This window comes from Variovorax sp. PMC12 (assembly GCF_003019815.1).
Lineage (GTDB): Bacteria > Pseudomonadota > Gammaproteobacteria > Burkholderiales > Burkholderiaceae_C > Variovorax.
In genome coordinates this window covers 2,825,776-2,848,589 of record NZ_CP027773.1, presented here as the reverse complement: position 1 = coordinate 2,848,589, position 22,814 = coordinate 2,825,776, and the positions used below count along the sequence as shown (strand labels likewise).

At 66.5% G+C, this 22,814-nt stretch carries 21 protein-coding genes; 20 read left to right on the top strand and 1 reads right to left on the bottom strand.

Going from position 1 to position 22,814, the window contains the following annotated elements; translation table 11 throughout:
* The first annotated feature begins 125 nt into the window (after nt 1-125).
* The 11 genes from C4F17_RS13380 to C4F17_RS13330 are packed head-to-tail and all read left to right on the top strand — an operon-like array spanning nt 126 to nt 10,762.
* Entirely contained in the window at nt 126-1,205 is a 1,080-nt protein-coding gene (locus tag C4F17_RS13380) for a pilus assembly protein PilM (RefSeq protein ID WP_081266475.1), read from the top strand.
* Complete coding sequence (locus C4F17_RS13375) at nt 1,202-1,825, top strand: PilN domain-containing protein (protein ID WP_081266474.1); 624 nt, start codon at nt 1,202-1,204, stop codon at nt 1,823-1,825. Before C4F17_RS13380 ends, C4F17_RS13375 begins: the two co-directional genes overlap by 4 nt.
* Before the next feature lie 6 nt (nt 1,826-1,831).
* Nucleotides 1,832-2,509, top strand: coding sequence for a type 4a pilus biogenesis protein PilO (locus C4F17_RS13370; protein WP_081266473.1), 678 nt, complete (start codon nt 1,832-1,834; stop codon nt 2,507-2,509).
* Entirely contained in the window at nt 2,506-3,045 is a 540-nt protein-coding gene (locus C4F17_RS13365) for a pilus assembly protein PilP (protein ID WP_081266472.1), read from the top strand. Before C4F17_RS13370 ends, C4F17_RS13365 begins: the two co-directional genes overlap by 4 nt.
* On the top strand, nt 3,042-5,213 hold the full coding sequence (gene pilQ / locus C4F17_RS13360) for a type IV pilus secretin PilQ (RefSeq protein ID WP_081266471.1): 2,172 nt from the start codon (nt 3,042-3,044) through the stop codon (nt 5,211-5,213). The genes C4F17_RS13365 and pilQ overlap by 4 nt, the downstream gene beginning before the upstream one ends.
* Before the next feature lie 23 nt (nt 5,214-5,236).
* The gene (locus tag C4F17_RS13355) at nt 5,237-5,785 is read left to right on the top strand and encodes a shikimate kinase (RefSeq protein ID WP_081266470.1); all 549 of its coding nucleotides are present in this window, start codon (nt 5,237-5,239) and stop codon (nt 5,783-5,785) included.
* 34 nt (nt 5,786-5,819) lie between these two features.
* Nucleotides 5,820-6,929 (top strand): 3-dehydroquinate synthase, encoded by a 1,110-nt coding sequence (gene aroB / locus C4F17_RS13350; protein ID WP_199851946.1) that lies wholly within the window; start codon nt 5,820-5,822, stop codon nt 6,927-6,929.
* Nucleotides 6,926-8,056: a deoxyguanosinetriphosphate triphosphohydrolase gene (locus C4F17_RS13345; protein WP_081266468.1), complete on the top strand. Its 1,131-nt coding sequence runs from the start codon at nt 6,926-6,928 to the stop codon at nt 8,054-8,056. The genes aroB and C4F17_RS13345 overlap by 4 nt, the downstream gene beginning before the upstream one ends.
* Nucleotides 8,053-9,309, top strand: coding sequence for an MFS transporter (locus tag C4F17_RS13340; RefSeq protein WP_106935551.1), 1,257 nt, complete (start codon nt 8,053-8,055; stop codon nt 9,307-9,309). Before C4F17_RS13345 ends, C4F17_RS13340 begins: the two co-directional genes overlap by 4 nt.
* Complete coding sequence (locus C4F17_RS13335) at nt 9,306-9,881, top strand: DUF1415 domain-containing protein (RefSeq protein ID WP_106935550.1); 576 nt, start codon at nt 9,306-9,308, stop codon at nt 9,879-9,881. Before C4F17_RS13340 ends, C4F17_RS13335 begins: the two co-directional genes overlap by 4 nt.
* Entirely contained in the window at nt 9,878-10,762 is an 885-nt protein-coding gene (locus C4F17_RS13330; protein ID WP_106935549.1) for a class I SAM-dependent methyltransferase, read from the top strand. The genes C4F17_RS13335 and C4F17_RS13330 overlap by 4 nt, the downstream gene beginning before the upstream one ends.
* Here C4F17_RS13330 and C4F17_RS13325 read toward each other — a convergent pair.
* A complete protein-coding gene (locus C4F17_RS13325; RefSeq protein WP_159053657.1) occupies nt 10,749-11,486 on the bottom strand; it encodes a DUF1266 domain-containing protein in 738 nt (245 codons plus the stop codon). The genes C4F17_RS13330 and C4F17_RS13325 overlap by 14 nt on opposite strands.
* A 68-nt stretch (nt 11,487-11,554) precedes the next feature.
* Here C4F17_RS13325 and C4F17_RS13320 point away from each other — a divergent pair, with 68 nt between their 5' ends.
* From C4F17_RS13320 to C4F17_RS13280, 9 genes are all read left to right on the top strand, one after another.
* Nucleotides 11,555-12,250: a transposase gene (locus C4F17_RS13320; RefSeq protein ID WP_106935548.1), complete on the top strand. Its 696-nt coding sequence runs from the start codon at nt 11,555-11,557 to the stop codon at nt 12,248-12,250.
* Nucleotides 12,251-12,435: 185 nt separating this feature from the next.
* Nucleotides 12,436-17,193 carry a glutamate synthase-related protein gene (locus C4F17_RS13315; RefSeq protein WP_106935547.1) on the top strand — a complete coding sequence of 1,586 codons (4,758 nt, stop codon included), beginning with the start codon at nt 12,436-12,438 and terminating at the stop codon, nt 17,191-17,193.
* Between the two features lie 34 nt (nt 17,194-17,227).
* On the top strand, nt 17,228-18,706 hold the full coding sequence (locus C4F17_RS13310) for a glutamate synthase subunit beta (protein WP_106935546.1): 1,479 nt from the start codon (nt 17,228-17,230) through the stop codon (nt 18,704-18,706).
* Nucleotides 18,707-18,773: 67 nt separating this feature from the next.
* Nucleotides 18,774-19,634, top strand: coding sequence for an ABC transporter ATP-binding protein (locus C4F17_RS13305; protein WP_106935545.1), 861 nt, complete (start codon nt 18,774-18,776; stop codon nt 19,632-19,634).
* Nucleotides 19,631-20,413 (top strand): lipid asymmetry maintenance ABC transporter permease subunit MlaE, encoded by a 783-nt coding sequence (gene mlaE / locus C4F17_RS13300; RefSeq protein WP_081266459.1) that lies wholly within the window; start codon nt 19,631-19,633, stop codon nt 20,411-20,413. Before C4F17_RS13305 ends, mlaE begins: the two co-directional genes overlap by 4 nt.
* 38 nt (nt 20,414-20,451) lie before the next feature.
* On the top strand, nt 20,452-20,943 hold the full coding sequence (gene mlaD / locus C4F17_RS13295; RefSeq protein WP_081266458.1) for an outer membrane lipid asymmetry maintenance protein MlaD: 492 nt from the start codon (nt 20,452-20,454) through the stop codon (nt 20,941-20,943).
* On the top strand, nt 20,940-21,686 hold the full coding sequence (locus tag C4F17_RS13290) for an MlaA family lipoprotein (RefSeq protein WP_106935544.1): 747 nt from the start codon (nt 20,940-20,942) through the stop codon (nt 21,684-21,686). Before mlaD ends, C4F17_RS13290 begins: the two co-directional genes overlap by 4 nt.
* A gap of 165 nt (nt 21,687-21,851) precedes the next feature.
* Nucleotides 21,852-22,508: an MlaC/ttg2D family ABC transporter substrate-binding protein gene (locus tag C4F17_RS13285; RefSeq protein ID WP_081266456.1), complete on the top strand. Its 657-nt coding sequence runs from the start codon at nt 21,852-21,854 to the stop codon at nt 22,506-22,508.
* Between the two features lie 10 nt (nt 22,509-22,518).
* On the top strand, nt 22,519-22,794 hold the full coding sequence (locus C4F17_RS13280; RefSeq protein ID WP_081266455.1) for an STAS domain-containing protein: 276 nt from the start codon (nt 22,519-22,521) through the stop codon (nt 22,792-22,794).
* Nucleotides 22,795-22,814 lie beyond the last annotated feature (20 nt).

Here is a 22,814-nt window from a genome sequence, read left to right as displayed (position 1 = left end):
GCTTTTGACAACGCTCCGGAACTTTGCCCCCTGGCGTCGCTTGGTTGCCGCTACGCCTGCTGCTAGCATGCAACCGAACGCAAGTTTTTCCATTGGTTACAAATACAGGGGAAAAGGGACCTCACTTGGCTTCTCTTGGATCATTGTTTCGTCGTCAGAACGCTCCCCTGCTGGGGTTGGACGTCAGTTCGTCCAGCGTCAAGCTGGTCGAGCTCGGCCGTGAGGCCAGCGGCAAGCTGGTCCTGGAACGCTGTGCCATCGAGCCCCTGGAGCGTGGCTGGATCACCGACGGCAACGTCGAGAAATTCGACGAAGTGGCCGAAGCCGTGCGCCGCGTCGTCCGCAAGAGCGGCACGCGCACGCGCAACGTGGCGCTCGCCCTGCCCCCTTCCGCGGTGATCACCAAGAAGATCATTCTTCCCGGCGGCATGAGCGAGCAGGAGCTCGAGATTCAGGTCGAGTCGGAAGCCAATCAGTACATCCCGTTCTCCCTGGATGAGGTGAGCCTCGACTTCTGCGTGACCGGCCCGAGTGCGACTTCGGCCGGCGACGTGGAAGTACTGATTGCGGCTTCCCGCAAGGAGAAGGTCCAGGATCGCGAAGGCCTGGCCGAAGCGGCGGGTCTGAAGGCGATGATCCTGGACGTCGAGTCCTATGCATCGCGCCTGGCGACCGCCCGGCTGATCGAGCAATTGCCCGGCAAGGGCGTCGACGCCGTCGTCGCGCTTTTCGAAGTGGGCGCTTTCACCACCAGCATGCAGGTGCTGCGCAATCAGGAAGTGCTGTACGACCGCGACCAGGCATTCGGCGGCGCCCAGCTGACCCAGCTGATCGTCCGGCAGTACGGTTTTTCCGCGGAAGAGGCCGAGGCCAAGAAGCGCAGCGGCGACCTGCCCGACGACTACGGCTCCGGCGTGCTCAAGCCCTTCGTGGAAAGCATCGCCCAGGAAATCGCGCGTGCGCTGCAGTTCTTCTTCACCAGCACGCCGCATAACCGCGTGGACTATGTGTTGCTGGCGGGCGGCTCCTCGTCGCTGCCCGGGCTGACCAACGCGGTGACGCGCCAGACCTCGTTCGCCTGTTCCCTGGTGAATCCCTTCGACGGCATGGACTTCGGCCCGAACATCCGGGAGAAGAAGGTGCGGCGCGAAGCACCTTCCTACCTCACCTCGTGCGGGCTGGCCATGCGGAGATTTCTGCAGTGATCCTGATCAATCTGCTCCCGCACCGCGAAGCCGCCCGCAAGCGGCGGCGCGAGGCGTTCTATGGAACCCTGGGCGCCGCGGCTCTTCTGGGTGTACTGATTTCCGTGCTGGGATACCTCTGGTACGAAGCCCAGATTTCCGCCCAGCAATCGAAGAACAGCTTTCTCCAGGCGGAGATCAAGAAGCTCGAAGTCGAGATCAAGGAAATCTCGACATTGCAGGAAGAAATCGCGGCCCTGCGCGCACGCCAGCAGGCGGTCGAAGACCTCCAGGGCGACCGGAATCTTCCGGTCCACCTTTTCAACGAACTGGTGCGGCAGTTGCCCGACGGCGTCTACCTGACCAGCATGAAGCAGGACAACCAGACCGTCACGCTGCAAGGCATGGCGCAGTCGAACGAGCGGGTGTCCGAACTGCTGCGCAACCTGGGCAACAACAGCCCCTGGCTCGTGAAGCCGGAACTGGTCGAAATCACTTCGGCGAACGTCAACCTGAGCCAGCGTGACCAGCGACGCGTCGCCAACTTCACGATGCGCATCGGCCTGAAGCGGCCCACCGACGCCCAGAAGGAAGCCGCCGACAAGGCGTTGACGCCCGCCGCGGCGCAATCCAAGGGGTAACCGATCATGGCAAGCAAACGATCCTTACCCAAAGTGGATGTCGGCGCTGCATTGCAGCGTTTCAGCGAGCAGTTCCGCGGGCTCAATCCGAACGACCCCTCCGTGTGGCCGGCCATACCGCGCTATGCGCTGTGCTTGGCGGTGACCGCACTGGTGCTGGTGGCCCTGTGGTTCGTCTGGCTGACCAATTCGAACGACGAACTCGAAGCCGAGCGCAACAAGGAAGTCACGCTCAAGGCCGACTATCAGAAGAAGGTCGCGCAGGCCGCCAACCTCGACCTGCTGAAGAAGCAGCGCGAGCAGGTGCAGCAGTACGTGACCCTGCTCGAGAAGCAGCTGCCCAGCAAGGCGGAAATGGATGCGCTGCTCTCGGACATCAACCAGGCCGGGCTTGGCCGCAGCCTGCAGTTCGAGCTGTTCCGGCCCGGGCAGGTGGTGGTCAAGGACTACTACGCCGAATTGCCGATCGCGGTCCGCGTCACCGGCAAGTACCACGACATGGGCGCCTTCGTGGCCGACGTCGCCGGCCTCTCGCGCATCGTGACGCTCAACGGCGTGACGATCACCCCGCTGAAGGACAAGGACACGCTGACGATGGACGCCACGGCGCGCACCTTCCGCTATCTCGACGATGACGAGCGGGCTGCCCAGAAGCGCGCTGCAGCACCGAAGGCGAAGAAATGAAAGTCGCCACCAAAGTCATAGGGGTCATGCTGGTCGCCGCGGGCCTCAGCGCCTGCGATTCCGACCAGGAAGACCTGCAGCGCTGGATGGCCGAGCAGCGCGCCCAGGTGAAGCCCTCGGTGCCCCGCATCACGGAGCCCAAGAAGTTCACGCCGCAGACCTACACCGAAGCTTCCTCGTTCGAGCCGTTCAACATGTTGAAGCTCACGCAGGCGCTGCGCCGCGAATCGAACCAGCCGAGCACCTCGGAGCTGATCGCGCCCGAGCTGGCGCGCCGCAAGGAAGCGCTCGAAGCCTTCCCGCTCGACGCCATGGCGATGGTCGGCAGCATGAACCGCAACGGCCAGCCGGTGGCGCTGGTGCGTGTCGACAAGCTGCTCTACAAGGTGCGCGTCGGCGAATACCTGGGGCTCAACTACGGGCGCATCACCCGTATCAACGAAACCGAAGTGGCCTTGCGCGAAATCGTGCAGGACGCCGCCGGTGAATGGATCGAACGCGTAGCCACGCTGCAGTTGCAAGAGAGTGCGAAATGAACCAGAAAAAATCAACGATGGCACAGTGGCTGCGCGCTGCCGGGCTGGGTCTGCTGACCTTGGGCGCCTGGGCCGTGGCCCATGCGCAGAACGCGATCGAATCCGTCACCAGCTCGACGCAATCCGGCGCGGAAGTGATCCGCATCGATCTCGCGCAGCCGCTCGCCGCGGTTCCGGCGGGATTCGCCGTTCAGACGCCTGCACGCATCGCGCTTGATTTCCCGGGCGTCACGAACGCCATCGGACGCTCCGCCATCGAAGTGAACCAGGGCAACCTGCGCTCGGTCAACGTGGTCCAGGCCGGCGACCGCAGCCGCGTGGTGCTGAACCTGAAGCAGGCAACCGCCTACAAGGCCGAAATCCAGGGCAAGTCGCTGCTGGTCGTGCTCGAGCCCGTGGCCGGTACGGCGCTTGCCGTGTCCGCCGCCACCACCTTCGCCGAGAACCGCAACCGCGACACCCTGCCGCTGCGCGATGTCGACTTCCGCCTCGGCTCCGACAACACCGGCCGAGTGATCGTCGATCTGCCGAACAACCAGGTCGGCGTCGACGTCAAGCAGCAGGGCAAGAACCTCGTCGTCGAGTTCACCAAGTCGACCTTGCCCGAAGGCCTGCGCCGCCGCCTCGACGTGGCGGACTTCGGTACCCCGGTGCAGCTGATCACCTCGCAACAGGCCGGCGACCGCGTGCGCATGACCATCGAGGCCAAGGGCGACTGGGAGCACAGCGCCTACCAGAGCGAAAACCAGTTCGTGGTCGAGATGCGGGCCCGCAAGGTCGATCCGACCAAGCTGACCCAGGGCGTCGGCTACAACGGCGAAAAGCTCTCGCTGAACTTCCAGAACATCGAGATCCGTTCGCTCCTGCAGGTGATCGCCGACTTCACGAACTTCAACATCGTGACCTCCGACTCGGTGACCGGCGCCCTGACGCTGCGCCTGAAGGACGTGCCCTGGGACCAGGCGCTCGACATCATCATGCAGGCGAAGAACCTGGGCATGCGCAAGAACGGCAGCGTGCTGTGGATCGCGCCCAAGGATGAGATCAACGCCAAGGAAAAGCTCGAATTCGAGGCCAAGGCCACGATCGAGAACCTGGAGCCGCTGCGGACCCAGTCGTTCCAGCTCAACTACACCAAGGCCATTGCCATTGCGCAAGGCCTGACCGGCACGGGCGCCTCCGGCGGTGGCGGGGGCGGTGGTGGTACCACCACCCGTATCCTGAGCCCCCGTGGCAGCGTGATCGCGGAATCCCGCACGAACCAGTTGTTCGTGTCGGACATCCCGTCGCGGCTCGCGCAGATCGCCGACCTCATCCAGAAGCTGGACATCCCGGTGCGGCAGGTGCTGATCGAAGCCCGGATCGTCGAAGCTTCCGACACCTTCGGCAAGTCGCTGGGCGTCAAGCTGGGCGGCGGCGTGATCAACCGCAACAACTCGTTCGGCACCTGGCCCTCGGTGACCGGCGGGGGAACCACCTCTTCGTCCACGACGACCGGCGGCACCACGACGCTGAGCTCGACCACCACGAGCCCGACCGTCACTTTCGGCTCGCCGACCAGCAGCAACTTCATCAACCTGCCTGCAGGCGATGCGGGCGGCACGGGCAACTCGGCCGGTTCCTTCGCGTTCTCGCTCTTCAATTCGAGCTTCTCGCGCATGCTGAACCTCGAAATCTCCGCGCTCGAAGCCGATGGCAAGGGCAAGCTGGTTTCCAGCCCCCGCGTGATCACGGCCGACCAGACCAAGGCGCTGATCGAGCAGGGCGAGGAAATTCCCTACCAGCAGGCCACGTCCAGCGGCGCGACCTCCATTTCGTTCCGCAAGGCCGTGCTGAAGCTGGAAGTGACGCCGCAGATCACGCCCGAGGGCAACATCATCCTGACCCTGGACGTGAGCAAGGATGCGCGCGGCGTCAACACTTCCGCCGGCCCGGCCATCAACACCAAGCACGTGCAGACCGAAGTGCTGGTCGAGAACGGCGGCACGGTCGTCATCGGTGGTATCTTCGAACTCACCGAAACCAATGACGAATCGCGCGTGCCGGTGCTGGGTGAAGTGCCCTACCTGGGTGCACTGTTCCGCAAGCGCGAACGCGTTGCCAACAAGACTGAAATGCTCGTCTTTATCACCCCGAAGATGATTACCGACCGCAACGCCGCGCGCTGACGCGCGGGCGTAGCAGCCACCGCGTGGCGGTCGCACTCGTCGGCTTGCCCGGCGCCGGAAAATCCGCAGTGGGCCGGCGCCTGGGGATGCGGCTGAACCTTCCATTCGTCGATACCGACCACGTGATCGAGCACCGCATCGGCTGCTCGATCCGTGATTACTTCGACCGCGAAGGGGAGGCCGCCTTCCGGGACCTCGAACAAACCGTGATCGCCGACCTGGCGGCCAACGCCCAGGGCGTGCTGGCCACCGGCGGCGGCGCGGTGCTGCGGGAAGCCAACCGCACGCAGCTGCGCGATCACTTCCACGTGATCTATCTGCGCTCCTCGCCCGAAGACCTGTTCCGGCGCCTGCGCCACGACGTCAAGCGTCCCTTGCTGCAGGTGGCCGACCCGCTGGGCCGGCTGCGCGAACTGCACGACGCGCGCGATCCGTTCTACAGGGCCACGGCGCACGACGTGGTCGACACCGGCCGTCCGTCCATCGCCATGCTGGTGAACATCATCGTCATGCAGCTGGAGCTGGCCGGGATCGTCGAGCCGGGTGCCCACCCGGAAGAGCCCTCCGACTGAGCCGGCCCCGGCCGCAGCGCCTAAACTCGCTGCCATGTCCCTGTCCGTACTTTCCGCTCCGCCAGAACGCGTCGACATCCAGCTCGGCGACCGCAGCTACCCGATCCTCATCGGCGCCGGCCTGCTGGACGACCCCGCGAGCTTTGCCGCCACGCCGGCCGCGGCCAGCGCACTGATCGTCAGCAACACCACGGTGGCGCCGCTTTACGCCAAGGCGCTGCAGGCCGCGCTGGCCGGCCGCTTCCGCACCGTGCACCTGCTCGAGCTGCCCGACGGCGAAGCGCACAAGAACCTGCAGACGCTGAACCTGATCTTCGACGAACTGCTGGGCCGCGGCAGCGACCGCAAGACCGTGCTGTTCGCCCTGGGCGGCGGCGTGGTGGGCGACATGACGGGCTTCGCCGCCGCAAGCTACATGCGCGGCGTGCCGTTCGTGCAGGTGCCGACCACCTTGCTGGCGCAGGTCGACTCCTCGGTCGGCGGCAAGACAGCCATCAACCATCCGCTCGGCAAGAACATGATCGGCGCGTTCTACCAGCCGCAGCTCGTGGTGTGCGACCTGGGCACGCTCCAGACGCTGCCGCCGCGCGAGCTCAGCGCGGGGCTGGCGGAGGTCATCAAATACGGCCCGATCCACGACATGGCCTTCTTCGACTGGATCGAGGCCAACATCGAGGCGCTGACCGCGCGCGACCCGGCCGCGCTGGCCCATGCCGTCAAGCGCAGCTGCGAGATCAAGGCGCTGGTCGTCGGCCAGGACGAGCGCGAGACCGGCCTGCGCGCCATCCTCAATTTCGGCCACACATTCGGGCATGCCATCGAATCGGGCCTGGGCTACGGCGAGTGGCTGCATGGCGAGGCGGTCGGCTGCGGCATGGTCATGGCGGCCCATCTGTCGCAGCGGCTGGGCGGCGTCGATGCCGCATTCGTCGAGCGCCTCACGCGGCTGATCGAACGCGCCGGCCTGCCGGTCGTCGGCCCGGCACTCGGCGCGGAGCGCTACCTGGAGCTGATGCGCGTCGACAAGAAATCGGAAGCCGGCGAAATCCGCTTCGTGGTGATCGACAAGCCCGGCTCGGCCGTGGTTCGCAGCGCGCCCGACGCGCTCGTGCGCGAAGTGCTCGCGCAGTGCTGCGAGGGATGAGCCTCGCGGCCTATGCCTGCCAGCCCGCGCAGTCGCGCGGCAGGCGCCATGCGGAGCCGCCCGCGCCCACGCGCGACGCCTTCCAGCGCGACCGCGACCGCATCGTGCATTCCACTGCCTTCCGCCGGCTGGTCTACAAGACGCAGGTCTTCCTGAACCATGAAGGCGACCTGTTCCGCACGCGGCTCACGCATTCGCTGGAGGTTGCGCAACTGGGGCGGTCGATTGCCCGCGCCCTGCGCCTCAACGAAGACCTGGTCGAGGCGATCGCGCTGGCCCACGACCTGGGCCACACGCCCTTCGGCCATGCGGGCCAGGATGCGCTCAACGATTGCATGGCCGAGCACGGCGGCTTCGAGCACAACCTGCAGAGCCTGCGCGTGGTCGATGCGCTGGAGCATCGCTATCCGCAGTACGACGGCCTGAACCTGAGCTTCGAGACGCGCGAAGGCATCCTGAAGCACTGCTCGCGCGCCAATGCCGAACGGCTGGAGGCGGCCGAGCCCCATGGCGTGGCCCGCCGCTTCCTCGACCGTACGCAGCCGGGCCTGGAGGCGCAGCTGTGCAACCTGGCCGACGCCATCGCCTACAACGCGCACGACATCGACGACGGCGTGCGTTCCGGGCTCATCGGCGTCGAGCAACTGGGCGAAGTGGAGCTGTTCGAGCGCTACCGCCGTGAAGCGCTCGCCGAATACCCCCGGCTGCAGGGCCGCCGCGTGCTCTACGAGACCATCCGGCGCATGCTCAGCGCCCAGGTCTACGACGTGATCGACACGACGCGCGCTGCGATTGAAGCCGTTGCACCGGCCGATGCCGACGCCGTGCGGCATGCCCCGCCTCTCGTCGCCTTCAGCGAGACGATGCAGGCGCAATCCGAAGCGCTCAAGCGCTTTCTGTTTCGCAACCTGTACCGCCATCCGCAAGTCACCCAGACCACCGACCAGGCGCAGCAGGTGGTGCGGGAGCTGTTCGACGCCTACATCGAGCGCGGCGGCGAAATGCCCGCCTCGTACGCCGACCGCCGCGACCGGCCCCGCGCGGTGGCCGACTACATCGCCGGCATGACCGACCGCTTCGCCGTGCGCGAGCATGAAAGGCTCACCGGACGGCGGGGGATCGCGTGAGCAACGCCGCGCGTCCCCGTGTTCCGGTTGCCGCTTTTGCCGTGCTGCTGGGTGGCGTCAGCGGCGCCTTGCACCTCGGCAAGCTGCCGCCCGCGGTGCCCGCGCTGCAGGCTTCGCTGGGCATCGGGCTGGTCGAGGCTGGCTTCCTGCTGTCGCTGGTACAGGTCGCCAGCATGACGCTGGGGCTGGTTGCCGGGCTCGCGGCCGACAGCATCGGCCTGCGGCGCAGCATGCTGACGGGGCTCGTGGTCCTGACGGTCGCCAGCCTGCTGGGCGGCTGGGTCGGCAGCGTCGCGGTGGAAGGCTCCCATGCGGTGCGGTGGCTGCTTGTGCTGCGGGCCGTCGAAGGCGTGGGTTTTCTGCTGACCGTCATGCCGGGCCCGGGCTTGATCCGCGCCTTGACGCCCCCGGGCGCCGACAAGGCCGCGCTGGGGCTCTGGGGCGCCTACATGCCGCTCGGCGTTGCGCTGGCGCTGTTGGTCGGGCCGGCCCTGATCGGCTGGGGCGGATGGCCGGACTGGTGGTGGGCGCTGTCGGTGGTTTCCGCCCTGGCCGCGCTCTGGCTCTGGCTGGCGGTGCCGGCCGACCGGCTGCGCCCGGCCGCTGCGGGCGGCGCTTCGACGGCATGGTCGTCCCGGCTGCGCGCCACGGTGGGTGCGCGCGCGCCCTGGCTGGTCGCGCTGACTTTCGCCGTCTACTCCGCCCAATGGATGGCGGTGATCGGCTTTCTTCCGGCCATCTATGCCGGCGCCGGCGTGCCGGCCGGCTGGAATGCCTTGCTGACCGCGCTGGCAGCCGCCATGAACATCGTCGGCAACATTGCCGGCGGCCGCTGGCTGCAGCGCGGCATGGCGCCCGAGCGGCTGCTCCAATGGGGCTTCCTCGCGATGGCGCTCGGCGGCGTCGCGGCTTTCGCCCAGGCCGGGCAGGGCGCCGATGCGCTGGGCCTGCCGCCTGCGCTGCGCTACGTCGCGGTCTGCGCCTTCTCGCTGGGCGGGGGCATGGTGCCGGCGACGCTGTTTCTGCTCGGCGTGCGGTTCGCGCCCGGGCCGGCCACGGTGTCCACCACCGTCGGCCTGATGCAGCAGGCCTCCTCGCTGGGCCAGTTCCTGGCGCCGCCGGCGGTCGCCTGGGTGGCGCATCGCGTCGGCGGCTGGCACTGGACCTGGGCGGCCACGCTGGCCTGCTCGCTGGTCGGCATGACGATCGCGCGGCGACTGGGGCGGATTCGCCCTGCGGCGGGGATGGCATGAGCGGCCCGGCGACAATCGGGGCCGCCCAGGCCTGCGCCGACATGCGGCGCTGGCTCGAACGCGCGGTGATCGGCCTGAACCTGTGCCCCTTTGCGAAGGCGGTGCACGTGAAGGGGCAGATCCACTACGCCGTGTACGAATCCGCCGAAGAAGCCGACCTGATGGACGCGCTGCTGGCCGAAGCCAGAGACCTCGCGGCGCTCGACGCCGCCGTGCGCGACACCACCCTTTTGATTGCACCGAACACCTTGGCCGATTTTCTGGATTTCAACGATTTCACGGCGCGTGCCGAGCGCCGGCTCGCCCGCGCAGGTTTCGACGGCGTGTTCCAGCTGGCGAGCTTCCATCCGCAATTCCAGTTCGCCGGCACGGAGCCGGACGACATCGGCAACGCCACCAACCGCGCGCCGTATCCCACGCTGCACCTGCTGCGCGAGGAGAGCGTGGACCGCGCGGTCGATGCGTTTCCCGAGGCGGAGGCGATCTTCGAGCGCAACATCGACACGCTCGAAGCTCTCGGCCGGACGGGCTGGGCGGCGCTCGACGTCGGCCCCGGGAGTGCCAAGCCATGAACACCAGATTCGCCCCCAAGGCTGCAAAGACCAACAAGCTCGCCAAGGCCGACGCCGAGCTGGCCGAAGTGCTGAAGCCTGGCCAGTCGGTGGAGCTGCTCAAGGAGCTGCACATCCTCACCCGCGAGGGCCGGCTCAACCAGGATTCGCGGCGCAAGCTCAAGCAGGTCTACCACCTGTTCCAGTTCATCGAGCAGCTGCTGCGCGAGCTGCCGGAAGAAGGCGCCGGGGCCACGCTGGCCGACCATGGCGCGGGCAAGTCGTACCTGGGCTTCATCATCTATGACCTGTTCTTCCGCGCGCGGCAGGGCGGGCATGTGTACGGCATCGAGACGCGCAGCGAGCTGGTCGAGCGCTCGCGCGCCCTGGCCCAGCGGCTGGGTTTCGGCCGCATGTCGTTCCTGAATCTCACCGTGGCCGAATCCGCGCAGGCGAGCGAGCTGCCGGCGCAGATCGACGTCGTCACCGCGCTGCATGCCTGCGATACGGCCACCGACGACGCCATTGCCTTCGGCCTCGCCAAGAAAGCACGCTGCATGGTGCTGGTGCCCTGCTGCCAGGCCGAAGTGGCCGCCTGCCTGCGCGAGACCAAGGCGCTGGCGCTCTCGCGCACCCCGCTGGCCGAGCTGTGGCGCCATCCGCTGCATACGCGCGAGATCGGCAGCCAGCTCACCAACGTGCTGCGCTGCCTGTATCTGGAAGCCAACGGCTACAGCGTCACCGTCACCGAACTGGTCGGCTGGGAGCACAGCATGAAGAACGAGCTGATCCTGGCGCGCTACACGGGCCAGCGCAAGGCGAGCGCGGCGGCGCGCCTGGGCGAGCTGCTGTCGCAGTTCGGGCTCGACGCGCTGGGCGACACGCGCTTCAAGCTGGGCTGAGCCCCGCGGTGTTCTCTCGGGCGGGACGTGAGGCCAGCAGGGCGGGCAGCTCGTCCCGCGTGGGCCAGGCCACGGTCTTCCAGGGACTGCGCTCGTTTTCGAGCAGTTTCTCCGTCACTGAAGCCAGGAGCTTGCGCCCGACGAAATTGCTACCCGGCGCGTCGCGTTCGCCCGCGAGGAAGTTGCGTGCGTAGTCGTCCCAGCCGCTGAAACGCTCGACGGCCAGTTCCACGACGGGCACCAGCCACGCCAGTGCCGTATGGGCTTCCACATGGCCGACTGCCGCCGCGCCCGTGGCGAGGTGGCTGGCGCGGCCGATCCACAGCGCCAGGTCGCCGTCGTTGGGCTGGGAGGGGAGGTCGCCGGCGATGGTTGCCACCGTGGCTTCGGCGCTTTCGCCGTCCGTGACGGAGAAGTCGCGGTCCAGCAGCTTCTTCCAGGGCTCGATCTCCTTGTCTGCAATGCCGATGCACAGCAGATGCACCGCGCTGCGACGGGCTTCCTCGGCCTCCCGCAGGTCGGACGCGAAGGTCTCCCGGTACACGGCCGCCAGCGCCACGGCGAAGTTCTCGAAGCGGGACGAGGCGGCGAGGCGCGCGTCCAGCGCCGCACCGGTTTCCTGCAGCTTCGCCTCGCGCTCGGCGGCTTCCTGCGCCAGTTCGGCCCTTCCCTCCGCCATGCCTTCCTTCACCGAATCGATCAATTCCTTGAAAAGCTTGAACATTCGCGGCTCCCACCAATTGTTTGTAAACGGGCCGCTTAGCATACAAGTCCCGAGCGTCAACACCATCCATGGCCCGTCTTCCCCGTCTCACCCTGGCAGGCATGCCGCACCACGTGATCCAGCGCGGCAACAACCGCCAGCCGATCTTCGTGGACCGGGCGGACCACGAGAAGCTGCTCGCGCTGATGGCCGACAACGCCGTGCGCTTCCGCGTCGCGGTGCATGCCTACGTGCTGATGGACAACCACTTCCACCTGCTGGCGACGCCCGACAGCGCCACCGGCCTGCCGCAGTTCATGCAGTCGGTGGGGCGCAGCTACGTGCGCTACTTCAATGACCGCCACGGCCGCAGCGGCACCCTGTGGGAAGGGCGCTACAGGTCGACGCTGATCCAGACCGAGCGCTACCTGCTGACCTGCATGGCCTACATCGACCTCAACCCGGTGCGGGCCGGCATGGTGGCCGACGCGCGCGACTTTCCCTGGTCCAGCCACGGCCACTACGCAGGGCTGCGGCACGACAAGCTGCTGACGCCGCACCCGTTGTACTGGGAGCTCGGCAATACGCCGTTCGCGCGCGAGGCCGCCTATGTCGAGTTGGTGCGCGCCGGCGTACGCATGGCCGACCAGGATGCGCTCACCGAGGCCACCCTGCGCGGCTGGGCGGCGGGCGATGATGATTTTCTGGGCACTTTGCAGAAGTCGACGGAGCGGCGGGTGGTGAAGGCCAAGGCGGGCCGGCCGCCTTCAGGCACTGTTTCCTGAAGGCGGATCGGCGCCAAGCCATTGATCTGTCTCAGGCTTCTGCTACCTTTTTTAATGCGTCCCCAATTAAATTCTGACAAGAAAACTCAACATTTAATTCGAATCTGACCCCCATTAAAGTGTTTGGCATTCTTTGTGCATCGCAATATGCTCCCTTTCCCTGCGAAAACTGAAGGAGCGCGCCCATGACGACGGCTGCCGAGATTCAACATCTCCAAGAACACGGTCTGTATTCCGGTGCCGACGAGCACGATGCCTGCGGCGTCGGCTTCGTCGCACACATCAAGGGCGAGAAAAGCCATGCCATCGTGCTGCAGGGCTTGAAGATCCTCGAAAACCTCGACCATCGCGGCGCCGTCGGTGCCGACAAGCTGATGGGCGACGGCGCCGGCATCCTGATCCAACTGCCCGACCACCTGTACCGCGAAGAAATGGCGAAGCAGGGTGTCACGCTGCCCCCGCCGGGCGAGTACGGCGTCGGCATGATCTTCCTGCCGAAGGAACACGCTTCGCGCGAAGCCTGCGAACAGGAAATGGAACGCGCCATCAAGGCCGAAGGCCAGGTGCTGCTCGGCTGGCGCGACGTGCCGGTCAACCGCGACATGCCCATGTCGCCCACCGTGCGCGAAAAAGAACCGCTGCTGCGCCAGGTGTTCATCGGCCGCGGCAACGACGTGATCGTGCAGGACGCGCTGGAACGCAAGCTCTACGTGATCCGCAAGACCGCCAGCGCCAACATCCAGCGCCTGAAGCTCAAGCACAGCAAGGAATACTACGTTCCCAGCATGTCGAGCCGCACCGTGGTCTACAAGGGCCTGCTGCTGGCCGACCAGGTCGGTACCTACTACCTCGACCTGCAGGACAAGCGCTGCGTCTCGGCCCTGGGCCTGGTGCACCAGCGCTTCTCGACCAACACCTTCCCGGAGTGGCCGCTGGCCCACCCGTACCGCTACGTCGCCCATAACGGCGAAATCAACACGGTCAAGGGCAACTACAACTGGATGAAGGCCCGCGAAGGCGTGATGTCCTCGCCCGTGCTGGGCGCCGACCTGCAGAAGCTCTACCCGATCAGCTTCGCCGGCCAGTCCGACACCGCCACCTTCGACAACTGCCTCGAGCTGCTGACGATGGCCGGCTACCCCATCAGCCAGGCCGTGATGATGATGATTCCCGAGCCCTGGGAACAGCACGCCACCATGGACCCGCGCCGCCGCGCGTTCTATGAGTACCACGCCGCCATGCTCGAGCCGTGGGACGGCCCGGCCTCCATCGTGTTCACCGACGGCCGCCAGATCGGCGCCACGCTCGACCGCAACGGCCTGCGTCCCTCGCGCTACTGCGTGACCGACGACGACCTGGTCATCATGGCCTCCGAATCGGGCGTGCTGCCCGTGCCCGAGCAGAAGATCGTGCGCAAGTGGCGCCTGCAGCCCGGCAAGATGTTCCTGATCGACCTGGAACAGGGCCGCATGATCGACGACGAGGAGGTCAAGGCCAACCTCGCCAACAGCAAGCCCTACAAGCAGTGGATCGAGAACCTGCGCATCAAGCTCGACAGCGTCAAGGCCGAGCCGGTCTCCGCGCCGCTCTCGCAAGTCGCGCTGCTCGACCGCCAGCAGGCCTTCGGCTACACCCAGGAAGACATCAAGTTCCTGATGAGCCCGATGGCGCAGGCCGGCGAAGAGGGCATCGGCTCCATGGGCAACGACAGCCCGCTGGCCGTGCTCTCGAGCAAGAACAAGCCGCTGTACAACTACTTCAAGCAGCTGTTCGCGCAGGTGACGAATCCGCCGATCGACCCGATCCGCGAAGCCATCGTGATGTCGCTGGTGTCCTTCATCGGCCCCAAGCCCAACCTGCTGGACATCAATCAGGTCAACCCGCCGATGCGGCTCGAAGTGAGCCAGCCGATCCTCGACTTCGCCGACATGGCGAAGCTGCGCGACATCGGCAAGTACACGCAGGGCAAGTTCAAGAGCTACGTGCTCGACATCACCTACCCCCTCGCGTGGGGCGACGAAGGCGTCGAAGCCAAGCTGGCCTCGCTGTGCGCCGAAGCAGTGGACGCCATCAAGGGCGGCCACAACATCCTGATCATCAGCGACCGCGGCGTGAGCCCGACGCAGGTGGCCATTCCCGCCGTGCTGGCGCTGTCGGCCGTGCACCAGTACCTGGTTCGCGAAGGCCTGCGCACCACGGCCGGCCTGGTGGTCGAGACCGGCTCGGCGCGCGAAGTGCATCACTTCGGCGTGCTGGCCGGCTACGGCGCGGAAGCCGTGCACCCGTACCTCGCCATGGAAACGCTGGTGGCCATGCATGCCGACCTGCCGGGCGACCTCAGCGCCGACAAGGCGGTCTACAACTACGTCAAGGCCATCGGCAAGGGCCTGTCGAAGATCATGTCGAAGATGGGTGTCAGCACCTACATGAGCTACTGCGGCGCCCAGCTGTTCGAAGCCATCGGCCTGAACAGCGAGACGGTCAACAAGTACTTCACCGGCACCGCCAGCCGCGTGGAAGGCATCGGCGTCTTCGAGATCGCCGAGGAAGCCATCCGCATGCACAAGGCCGCCTTCGGCGACGACCCGGTGCTCGCCAACATGCTCGACGCCGGCGGCGAATACGCCTGGCGCACGCGCGGCGAGGAGCACATGTGGACGCCCGACGCCATCGCCAAGCTGCAGCACAGCACGCGCGCCAACAACTGGAACACGTACAAGGAATACGCCCAGCTCATCAACGACCAGAACCGCCGCCACCTCACGCTGCGCGGCCTGTTCGAGTTCAAGATCGACCCCGCCAAGGCCATTCCGGTCGACGAAGTCGAGGCTGCGTCCGAAATCGTGAAGCGCTTCGCCACCGGCGCGATGTCGCTCGGCTCGATCAGCACCGAGGCGCACTCGGTGCTGGCCGTGGCCATGAACCGCATCGGCGGCAAGAGCAACACCGGCGAAGGCGGTGAAGACCCCGCGCGCTACCGCAACGAACTCAAGGGCATCCCGATCAAGCAGGGCGACACGCTCAAGAGCGTGATCGGCGCGGCCAACGTCGAGGTCGACATGCCGCTGCGCGACGGCGACTCGCTGCGCTCGCGCATCAAGCAGGTCGCGTCGGGCCGCTTCGGCGTCACGGCCGAGTACCTGCATTCGGCCGACCAGATCCAGATCAAGATGGCACAGGGCGCCAAGCCGGGCGAGGGCGGCCAGCTGCCGGGCGGCAAGGTCACCGAGTACATCGGCAAGCAGCGCTATGCGGTGCCGGGCGTGGGCCTGATCTCGCCGCCGCCGCACCACGACATCTACTCGATCGAAGACCTGGCGCAGCTGATTCACGACCTGAAGAACACCGCGCCGCACGCCAGCATAAGCGTGAAGCTGGTGAGCGAGATCGGCGTGGGCACCATCGCCGCGGGCGTCGCCAAGTGCAAGAGCGACCACGTCGTGATCGCCGGCCATGACGGCGGCACGGGCGCATCGCCCTGGTCGTCCATCAAGCATGCGGGCAGCCCGTGGGAAATCGGCCTGGCCGAGACGCAGCAGACGCTGGTGCTCAACCGCCTGCGCAGCCGCATCCGCGTGCAGGCCGACGGCCAGATGAAGACTGGCCGCGACGTCGCCATCGGCGCGCTGCTGGGCGCCGACGAGTTCGGCTTTGCCACGGCGCCGCTGGTGGTCGAGGGCTGCATCATGATGCGCAAGTGCCACCTGAACACCTGCCCGGTGGGCGTGGCCACGCAAGACCCGGTGCTGCGCAAGAAGTTCTCCGGCAAGCCCGAGCACGTCGTCAACTACTTCTTCTTCGTTGCCGAAGAAGTGCGCCAGATCATGGCCCAGTTGGGCATCCGCAAGTTCGACGACCTGATCGGCCGTGCCGACCTGCTCGACATGCGCAAGGGCATCGAGCACTGGAAGGCCTCGGGCCTCGACTTCAGCCGCCTGTTCGCGCTGCCGAGCGTGCCGGCCGACGTGCCGCGCTTCCATGTCGAGAACCAGGACCACGGCCTGGACAAGGCGCTCGACGTGAAGCTCATCGAGAAGTCGCGCCCCGCCATCGAGAAGGGCGAGAAGGTGCAGTTCATCGAGGTGGCGCGCAACGTCAACCGCTCGGTGGGCGCCATGCTCTCGGGCGCGCTGACCAAGGTGCATCCGCAGGGCCTGCCCGACGACTCGATCCGCATCCAGCTCGAAGGCACGGGCGGCCAGTCGTTCGGCGCCTTCCTGGCGCGCGGCATCACGCTGTACCTGATCGGCGACGCCAACGACTACACCGGCAAGGGCCTCTCGGGCGGCCGCGTGGTGGTTCGACCCAGCCTCGACTTCCGCGGCGAAGCGGTGCGCAACACCATCGTCGGCAACACCGCGCTGTACGGCGCGACCACCGGCGAGGCCTACCTGTGCGGCGTGGCCGGCGAGCGCTTCGCGGTGCGCCTGTCGGGCGCCACGGCGGTCATCGAAGGCACCGGCGACCACGGCTGCGAATACATGACCGGCGGCACGGTCGCCGTGCTCGGCAAGACGGGCCGCAACTTCGCGGCCGGCATGAGCGGCGGCGTCGCCTTCGTGTACGACGAAGACGGCCAGTTCGCCTCGCGCTGCAACCTCTCGATGGTGTCGCTCGACAAGGTGCTGACCTCGGCCGAGCAGACCGCGAGCGTGCACCGCAAGATCTGGCACGGCGGCGAGACCGACGAAGCCCAGCTCAAGAAGCTGCTCGGAGAGCACCATCGCTGGACCGGCAGCAAGCGCGCGCGCGAGCTGCTCGACAACTGGGCCGTGTCGCGCACCAAGTTCGTGAAGGTGTTCCCGAACGAATACAAGCGCGCGCTGGCCGAGCTGCACGACCGCAAGGTCGAGCTCACCAGCACCGGCAACAACGCGCACATCGGCCTCGAGCCGCATGCGCTGACGGCCCCCGCACCGCAAACGGCCCCGGCTTCGGTCTGAGCGCCCACGAGTACAGAGAACAAAGGAAAGCACGATGGGAAAGATCACCGGCTTCATGGAGCATGAGCGCATCGAAGAGGGCTACAAGCCCGTTGACGAGCGCGTCAAGCACTACAAGGAATTCGTCGTCGGCCTGAACGCCGAGCAGGCCAAGGTGCAGGGTGCGCGCTGCATGGACTGCGGCACGCCGTTCTGCAACAGCGGCTGCCCGGTCAACAACATCATTCCGGACTTCAACGACCTGGTGTACCGCAACGACTGGCAGAACGCCTTCGCGGTGCTCGACTCGACCAACAACTTCCCCGAGTTCACCGGCCGCATCTGCCCCGCGCCCTGCGAGGCGGCCTGCGTGCTCAACGTGAACGACGACGCGGTCGGCATCAAGTCGCTGGAGCACGCGATCATCGACCGCGCCTGGGACGAAGGCTGGGTGGCGCCGCGCGTCGCCAAGCACAAGACCGGCAAGAAGGTGGCGGTGGTGGGCGCGGGCCCGGCCGGCATGGCGGCTGCGCAGCAACTGGCGCGTGCCGGCCACGACGTGACGCTGTTCGAGAAGAACGACCGCATCGGCGGCCTGCTGCGCTACGGCATTCCCGACTTCAAGATGGAGAAGTCGCACATCGACCGCCGCGTGGAGCAGATGAAGGCCGAAGGCGTGGTGTTCCGCACCGGCGTGATGGTCGGCGCCGCGAAAGACCCGCTGGGCAAGGGCTCCAAGGTCACGAACCTGGCCAAGGAAACCGTCACGCCCGAGCAGCTGCAGAAAGAGTTCGACGCCGTGCTGCTTACCGGCGGCGCCGAGCAGTCGCGCGACCTGCCGGTGCCCGGCCGCGACCTCGACGGCATCCATTTCGCGATGGAGTTCCTGCCGCAGCAGAACCGCGTCAACGCGGGCGACAAGGTCAAGGGCCAGTTGCGCGCCGACGGCAAGCACGTCATCGTCATCGGCGGCGGCGACACCGGCTCCGACTGCGTTGGCACCAGCAACCGCCACGGCGCCGTGAGCGTCACGCAGTTCGAGCTGATGCCCCAGCCGCCCGAAGAAGAAAACCGCCCGCTGACCTGGCCCTACTGGCCGATCAAGCTGCGCACCAGCTCCAGCCATGAAGAGGGCTGCGAGCGCGAGTTCGCGATTTCGACCAAGGAATTCATCGGCGAGAAGGGCAAGGTCACCGGCCTGAAGACCGTTCGCGTCGAATGGAAGGACGGCAAGATGCAGGAAGTCGCCGGCAGCGAGCAGGTGCTCAAGGCCGACCTCGTGCTGCTGGCCATGGGCTTCGTGAGCCCCGTGGCTGCCGTGCTCGACGCCTTCGGCGTGGAGAAGGATGGACGCGGCAACGCCAAGGCAACGGTCGACTTCATCGGCGGCTATGCCACCAACGTACCGAAGGTTTTTGCCGCCGGCGACATCCGCCGCGGGCAGTCGCTGGTGGTGTGGGCGATTCGCGAAGGCCGTCAAGCCGCGCGGTCGGTGGATGAGTTTCTGATGGGATTCAGCGACTTGCCGCGCTGAATTTTGTTTCAGTTTCGTGGTCGCCGTCGCGGCCCCGTTATCATCCGCTGCAAAACCGCATGCCGGGATGCTTGAAAGGGCGCCCGGCTTTTTTATTGAGATGGACCCTGCTACACAGCCACATCCTTTCGTAGAGTTTCGCGACGTCACGTTCGGCTACGGTGCGCGCGCCATCCTCGACGGCGTGTCCTTCAGTGTGCCGCGCGGCAAGGTGACGGCGCTCATGGGCGCTTCGGGTGGCGGCAAGACCACGGTCCTGCGGTTGATCGGCGGGCAGCAGCGCGCACAGCGCGGCGCGGTTCTTTTCGATGGTCAGGACGTCGTCAGGTTCGACGCGAAGGCGCTCTATGCGGCGCGTCGGCGCATGGGCATGCTCTTCCAGTTCGGCGCGCTGTTCACCGACATGAGCGTGTTCGACAACGTGGCTTTCCCGCTGCGTGAGCACACACAACTCTCCGAAGCGCTGGTGCGCGACATCGTGCTCATGAAGCTCGACGCGGTCGGCCTGCGCGGCGCGCGCGACCTGATGCCCAGCGAGGTCTCGGGCGGCATGGCGCGCCGGGTGGCGCTGGCACGCGCGATCGCGCTGGACCCCGACCTCGTGATGTACGACGAGCCCTTCGCCGGGCTGGACCCGATCTCGCTCGGCACCGCCGCGCGGCTGATCCGGCAGCTCAACGACACGCTCGGGCTCACCAGCATCATCGTGTCGCACGACCTGGAGGAGACCTTCCGCATCGCCGATCACGTGATCATCCTGGCCAACGGCGGCATCGCGGCGCAGGGCGCCCCCGACGACGTGCGCAACAGCGACGATCCGCTGGTGCACCAGTTCGTGAATGCGCTGCCCGACGGGCCGGTTCGTTTCCACTACCCCGGCGTCAGCATCGAAGCCGATTTCGGCAATGTCGAAGGGGGCCGCTCATGAGTTGGTGGAAGCCTGCCGATGTCGGCTTTGCGGTGCGCAGCCATCTGGCCAACCTGGGCCACGGCGCGAAGCTCTTCATGCGCCTGGTCGGCCCCGGCGCGCGGATCATGCGGCGCTTCGGCCTGGTGCGCGACCAGATCCATTTCCTGGGCAACTACTCGCTCGCCATAATCGGCGTGTCGGGGCTCTTCGTGGGATTCGTGCTGGGGCTGCAGATGTATTACGCGCTGCAGCGGTACGGATCGTCCGAGGCGCTGGGCCTGCTGGTCACGCTGAGCCTGGTGCGCGAATTGGGCCCCGTGGTGGCGGCGCTGCTGTTCACCGGGCGCGCCGGTACTTCCCTCACCGCAGAAATCGGCCTCATGAAGGCCGACGAGCAGCTGAGCGCCATGGAAATGATGGCGGTCGATCCGGTGCAGCGCATCCTTGCGCCGCGTTTCTGGGCCGGCGTCATCACCATGCCCTTGCTGGCGGCGGTGTTCAGCGCGGTCGGCATCATGGGCGGCTACGTGGTGGGCGTGCTGATGCTGGGCGTCGACCCGGGCGCGTTCTGGGGCCAGATGCAGGGCGGCGTCGATGTGTGGCGCGACGTCGGCAACGGCGTCATCAAGAGCATCGTGTTCGGCTTCACCGTCACTTTCATCGCGCTGCTGCAGGGCTACGAGGCCCAGCCCACGCCCGAGGGCGTTTCGCGGGCGACCACCAAAACTGTGGTCACGGCGTCGTTGGCGGTACTGGGGCTCGATTTCCTGCTCACCGCCATGATGTTCAGTATCTAAAAGGGGCCGGGCCCCAATCGTTCTAGAGAGTGCAAACCATGCAACGTTCCAACAACGACATCTGGGTCGGCCTGTTCGTCCTGATCGGCGCGGCTGCGCTGCTGTTCCTCGCTCTGCAGTCGGCCAACCTGCTGAGCCTGAACTTCCAGAAGACCTACTCGGTGACGGCGCGCTTCGACAACATCGGCGGGCTCAAGCCCCAGACCGCGGTCAAGAGCGCCGGCGTGGTGGTCGGCCGCGTGGAGTCGATCTCCTTCAACGACAAGACCTTTCAGGCCAACGTAACACTGGCTTTGCAAAACCGTTACAGTTTTCCCAAGGACAGCTCTCTGAAGATCCTGACCAGTGGCCTGCTCGGCGAGCAGTACATCGGGATCGAGGCGGGCGCCGACGACAAGAACCTGCAGGCAGGCGACACCATCACCGCGACCCAGTCGGCCGTGGTGCTGGAGAACCTGATCAGTCAGTTCCTGTACAGCAAGGCGGCGGAAGGTAATACCTCGTCGGCCGGAACAGCCAACAAAAAATGAAAACACGATCAAATCTGTCAAGCCCCGTGCACCGCATGGGTAGCGGCCTGCGCTGGGCAAGTGCCGCAGCGGTCCTCGCGTTCGTGGCCGGATGCGCCACCGGCCCCAATGCCAACCCGGCCGACCCGCTCGAGCCGTTCAACCGCGGTGTCACCCGCTTCAACGACACCGTCGACGACGCGGTGCTCGTCCCGGTAGCCACGGCCTACCAGAAGGTGCTGCCCTCCATGGTGCGTACCGGGGTGAACAACTTCTTCGGCAACATCGGCGACGTCTGGAGCCTGGCCAACAACGTGGCCCAGCTCAAGCTGCAGGACAGCGCGGAAACCTTCATGCGCCTGAACGTCAATACGTTCTTAGGCCTTGGCGGCCTGCTGGATGTCGCGACCGAAGCGGGCATTCCCCGCCACGAGAAAGACTTCGGCCAGACGCTCGGCTACTGGGGCGTGGCCCCCGGCCCCTACCTCGTGCTGCCGCTGCTGGGCCCGTCCACCGTGCGCGACGCTGCGGCCAAGCCGCTGGATTTCTGGGGCGACCCGGTGAACCACATTCACGACGTTGCCTGGCGCAATTCGCTGACGGTGCTGGACGTGGTCGACACCCGTTCCCAGTACCTGCGGGCCGGCCGCCTGCTCGGCGACGCGGCGCTCGACAAGTATTCGTTCACGCGTGACGCTTTCCTGCAGCGCCGCCAAAGCCAGATCTACGACGGCAACCCGCCTGACGACGGCGCCGGAAAGTAAGCGTGCGGCGCGCTCGGGAGGCTGAGCTGCTTGCATCCGGTTGCAAGGCTTCACCTCCCGGACAGGAACCCGGTAGGCGCCGTGCCGCTCGAACCCGTTCTTGTCTGTGCACACCGCTGCTTTGACGTGCTTCGCAGATTTTCAAACTTGATTGAGGGACTCTCCATGAACAACAAGACCTTGCAACGACGCGATCTCGGCCGCCTGGTGCTGGCCGGCGCCCTGCTGTTCGGTGCCGCTGTCGCCTTCGTGCAGCCCGCGCGCGCAGCCGACGAAGCGCCCGATGCGCTCGTCAAGCGCCTCTCGACCGACGTGCTCGAGACCATCAAGTCCGATACCAGCATCAAGTCGGGTGACGTGAACAAGATCATGGTGCTGGTCGACAGCAAGATCATGCCCAACGTCAACTTCCAGCGCATGACGGCCTCGGCCGTCGGCCCGGCTTGGCGCACCGCCACGCCGGAGCAGCAAAAGCGCCTGCAGGACGAGTTCAAGACCCTGCTGGTGCGCACCTATGCCGGCGCGCTCGACCAGGTGACCGACCAGACCGTCACCGTTCGCCCGTTCCGCGGCTCGCCAAGCGACACCGACGTGCTGGTGCGTACCGAGGTCACGGGCCGTGGCGACCCGGTCCAGCTGGACTACCGCCTTGAAAAGACCCCCGGCCAGGGCGCCGGCTGGAAGGTCTACAACCTGAACGTGCTGGGCGTGTGGCTGGTCGATACCTACCGCACCCAGTTCGCGCAGGAAATCAACAAGAGCGGCATCGACGGCCTGATCGCCGCGCTGGCCGCGCGAAACAAGGGCAACGCCAAGGGCTGAGGGCCGAGCGATGCTGGTCCTGCCCACCCGGCTCACCCATGACGAGGCCCCCGCCTGCATGCGCATGCTGCAGCAGGGGCTGAAGGGCCAGACCGATTCGTCTTCCACCGTGGTGGACGCGAGCGCGCTGGCCCAGTTCGATTCGTCGGCGCTGGCCGTGCTGCTGGAGTGCCGCCGCGAATCGAGCGCGCTGGGCCGGGGGTTCTCGGTCAAGGGCCTCTCCCCGCGGCTGCGCGAACTGGCCACCCTGTACGGCGTTGCGGGCCTTTTGCCCGCCGCGCCCTGAAAAAGTAACAGCCCCGTAAA

Bases quoted from the DNA above. Each gene is read 5' to 3' on its own strand.
- C4F17_RS13370 (WP_081266473.1), top strand. From the start codon at position 1,832: ATGGCAAGCAAACGATCCTTACCCAAAGTGGATGTCGGCGCTGCATTG.
- C4F17_RS13365 (WP_081266472.1), top strand. From the start codon at position 2,506: ATGAAAGTCGCCACCAAAGTCATAGGGGTCATGCTGGTCGCCGCGGGC.
- pilQ (WP_081266471.1), top strand. From the start codon at position 3,042: ATGAACCAGAAAAAATCAACGATGGCACAGTGGCTGCGCGCTGCCGGG.
- aroB (WP_199851946.1), top strand. From the start codon at position 5,820: ATGTCCCTGTCCGTACTTTCCGCTCCGCCAGAACGCGTCGACATCCAG.
- C4F17_RS13345 (WP_081266468.1), top strand. From the start codon at position 6,926: ATGAGCCTCGCGGCCTATGCCTGCCAGCCCGCGCAGTCGCGCGGCAGG.
- C4F17_RS13335 (WP_106935550.1), top strand. From the start codon at position 9,306: ATGAGCGGCCCGGCGACAATCGGGGCCGCCCAGGCCTGCGCCGACATG.
- C4F17_RS13330 (WP_106935549.1), top strand. From the start codon at position 9,878: ATGAACACCAGATTCGCCCCCAAGGCTGCAAAGACCAACAAGCTCGCC.
- C4F17_RS13325 (WP_159053657.1), bottom strand. From the start codon at position 11,486: ATGTTCAAGCTTTTCAAGGAATTGATCGATTCGGTGAAGGAAGGCATG.
- C4F17_RS13320 (WP_106935548.1), top strand. From the start codon at position 11,555: ATGGCCCGTCTTCCCCGTCTCACCCTGGCAGGCATGCCGCACCACGTG.
- C4F17_RS13315 (WP_106935547.1), top strand. From the start codon at position 12,436: ATGACGACGGCTGCCGAGATTCAACATCTCCAAGAACACGGTCTGTAT.
- C4F17_RS13310 (WP_106935546.1), top strand. From the start codon at position 17,228: ATGGGAAAGATCACCGGCTTCATGGAGCATGAGCGCATCGAAGAGGGC.
- C4F17_RS13305 (WP_106935545.1), top strand. From the start codon at position 18,774: ATGCTTGAAAGGGCGCCCGGCTTTTTTATTGAGATGGACCCTGCTACA.
- mlaE (WP_081266459.1), top strand. From the start codon at position 19,631: ATGAGTTGGTGGAAGCCTGCCGATGTCGGCTTTGCGGTGCGCAGCCAT.
- mlaD (WP_081266458.1), top strand. From the start codon at position 20,452: ATGCAACGTTCCAACAACGACATCTGGGTCGGCCTGTTCGTCCTGATC.
- C4F17_RS13290 (WP_106935544.1), top strand. From the start codon at position 20,940: ATGAAAACACGATCAAATCTGTCAAGCCCCGTGCACCGCATGGGTAGC.
- C4F17_RS13285 (WP_081266456.1), top strand. From the start codon at position 21,852: ATGAACAACAAGACCTTGCAACGACGCGATCTCGGCCGCCTGGTGCTG.
- C4F17_RS13280 (WP_081266455.1), top strand. From the start codon at position 22,519: ATGCTGGTCCTGCCCACCCGGCTCACCCATGACGAGGCCCCCGCCTGC.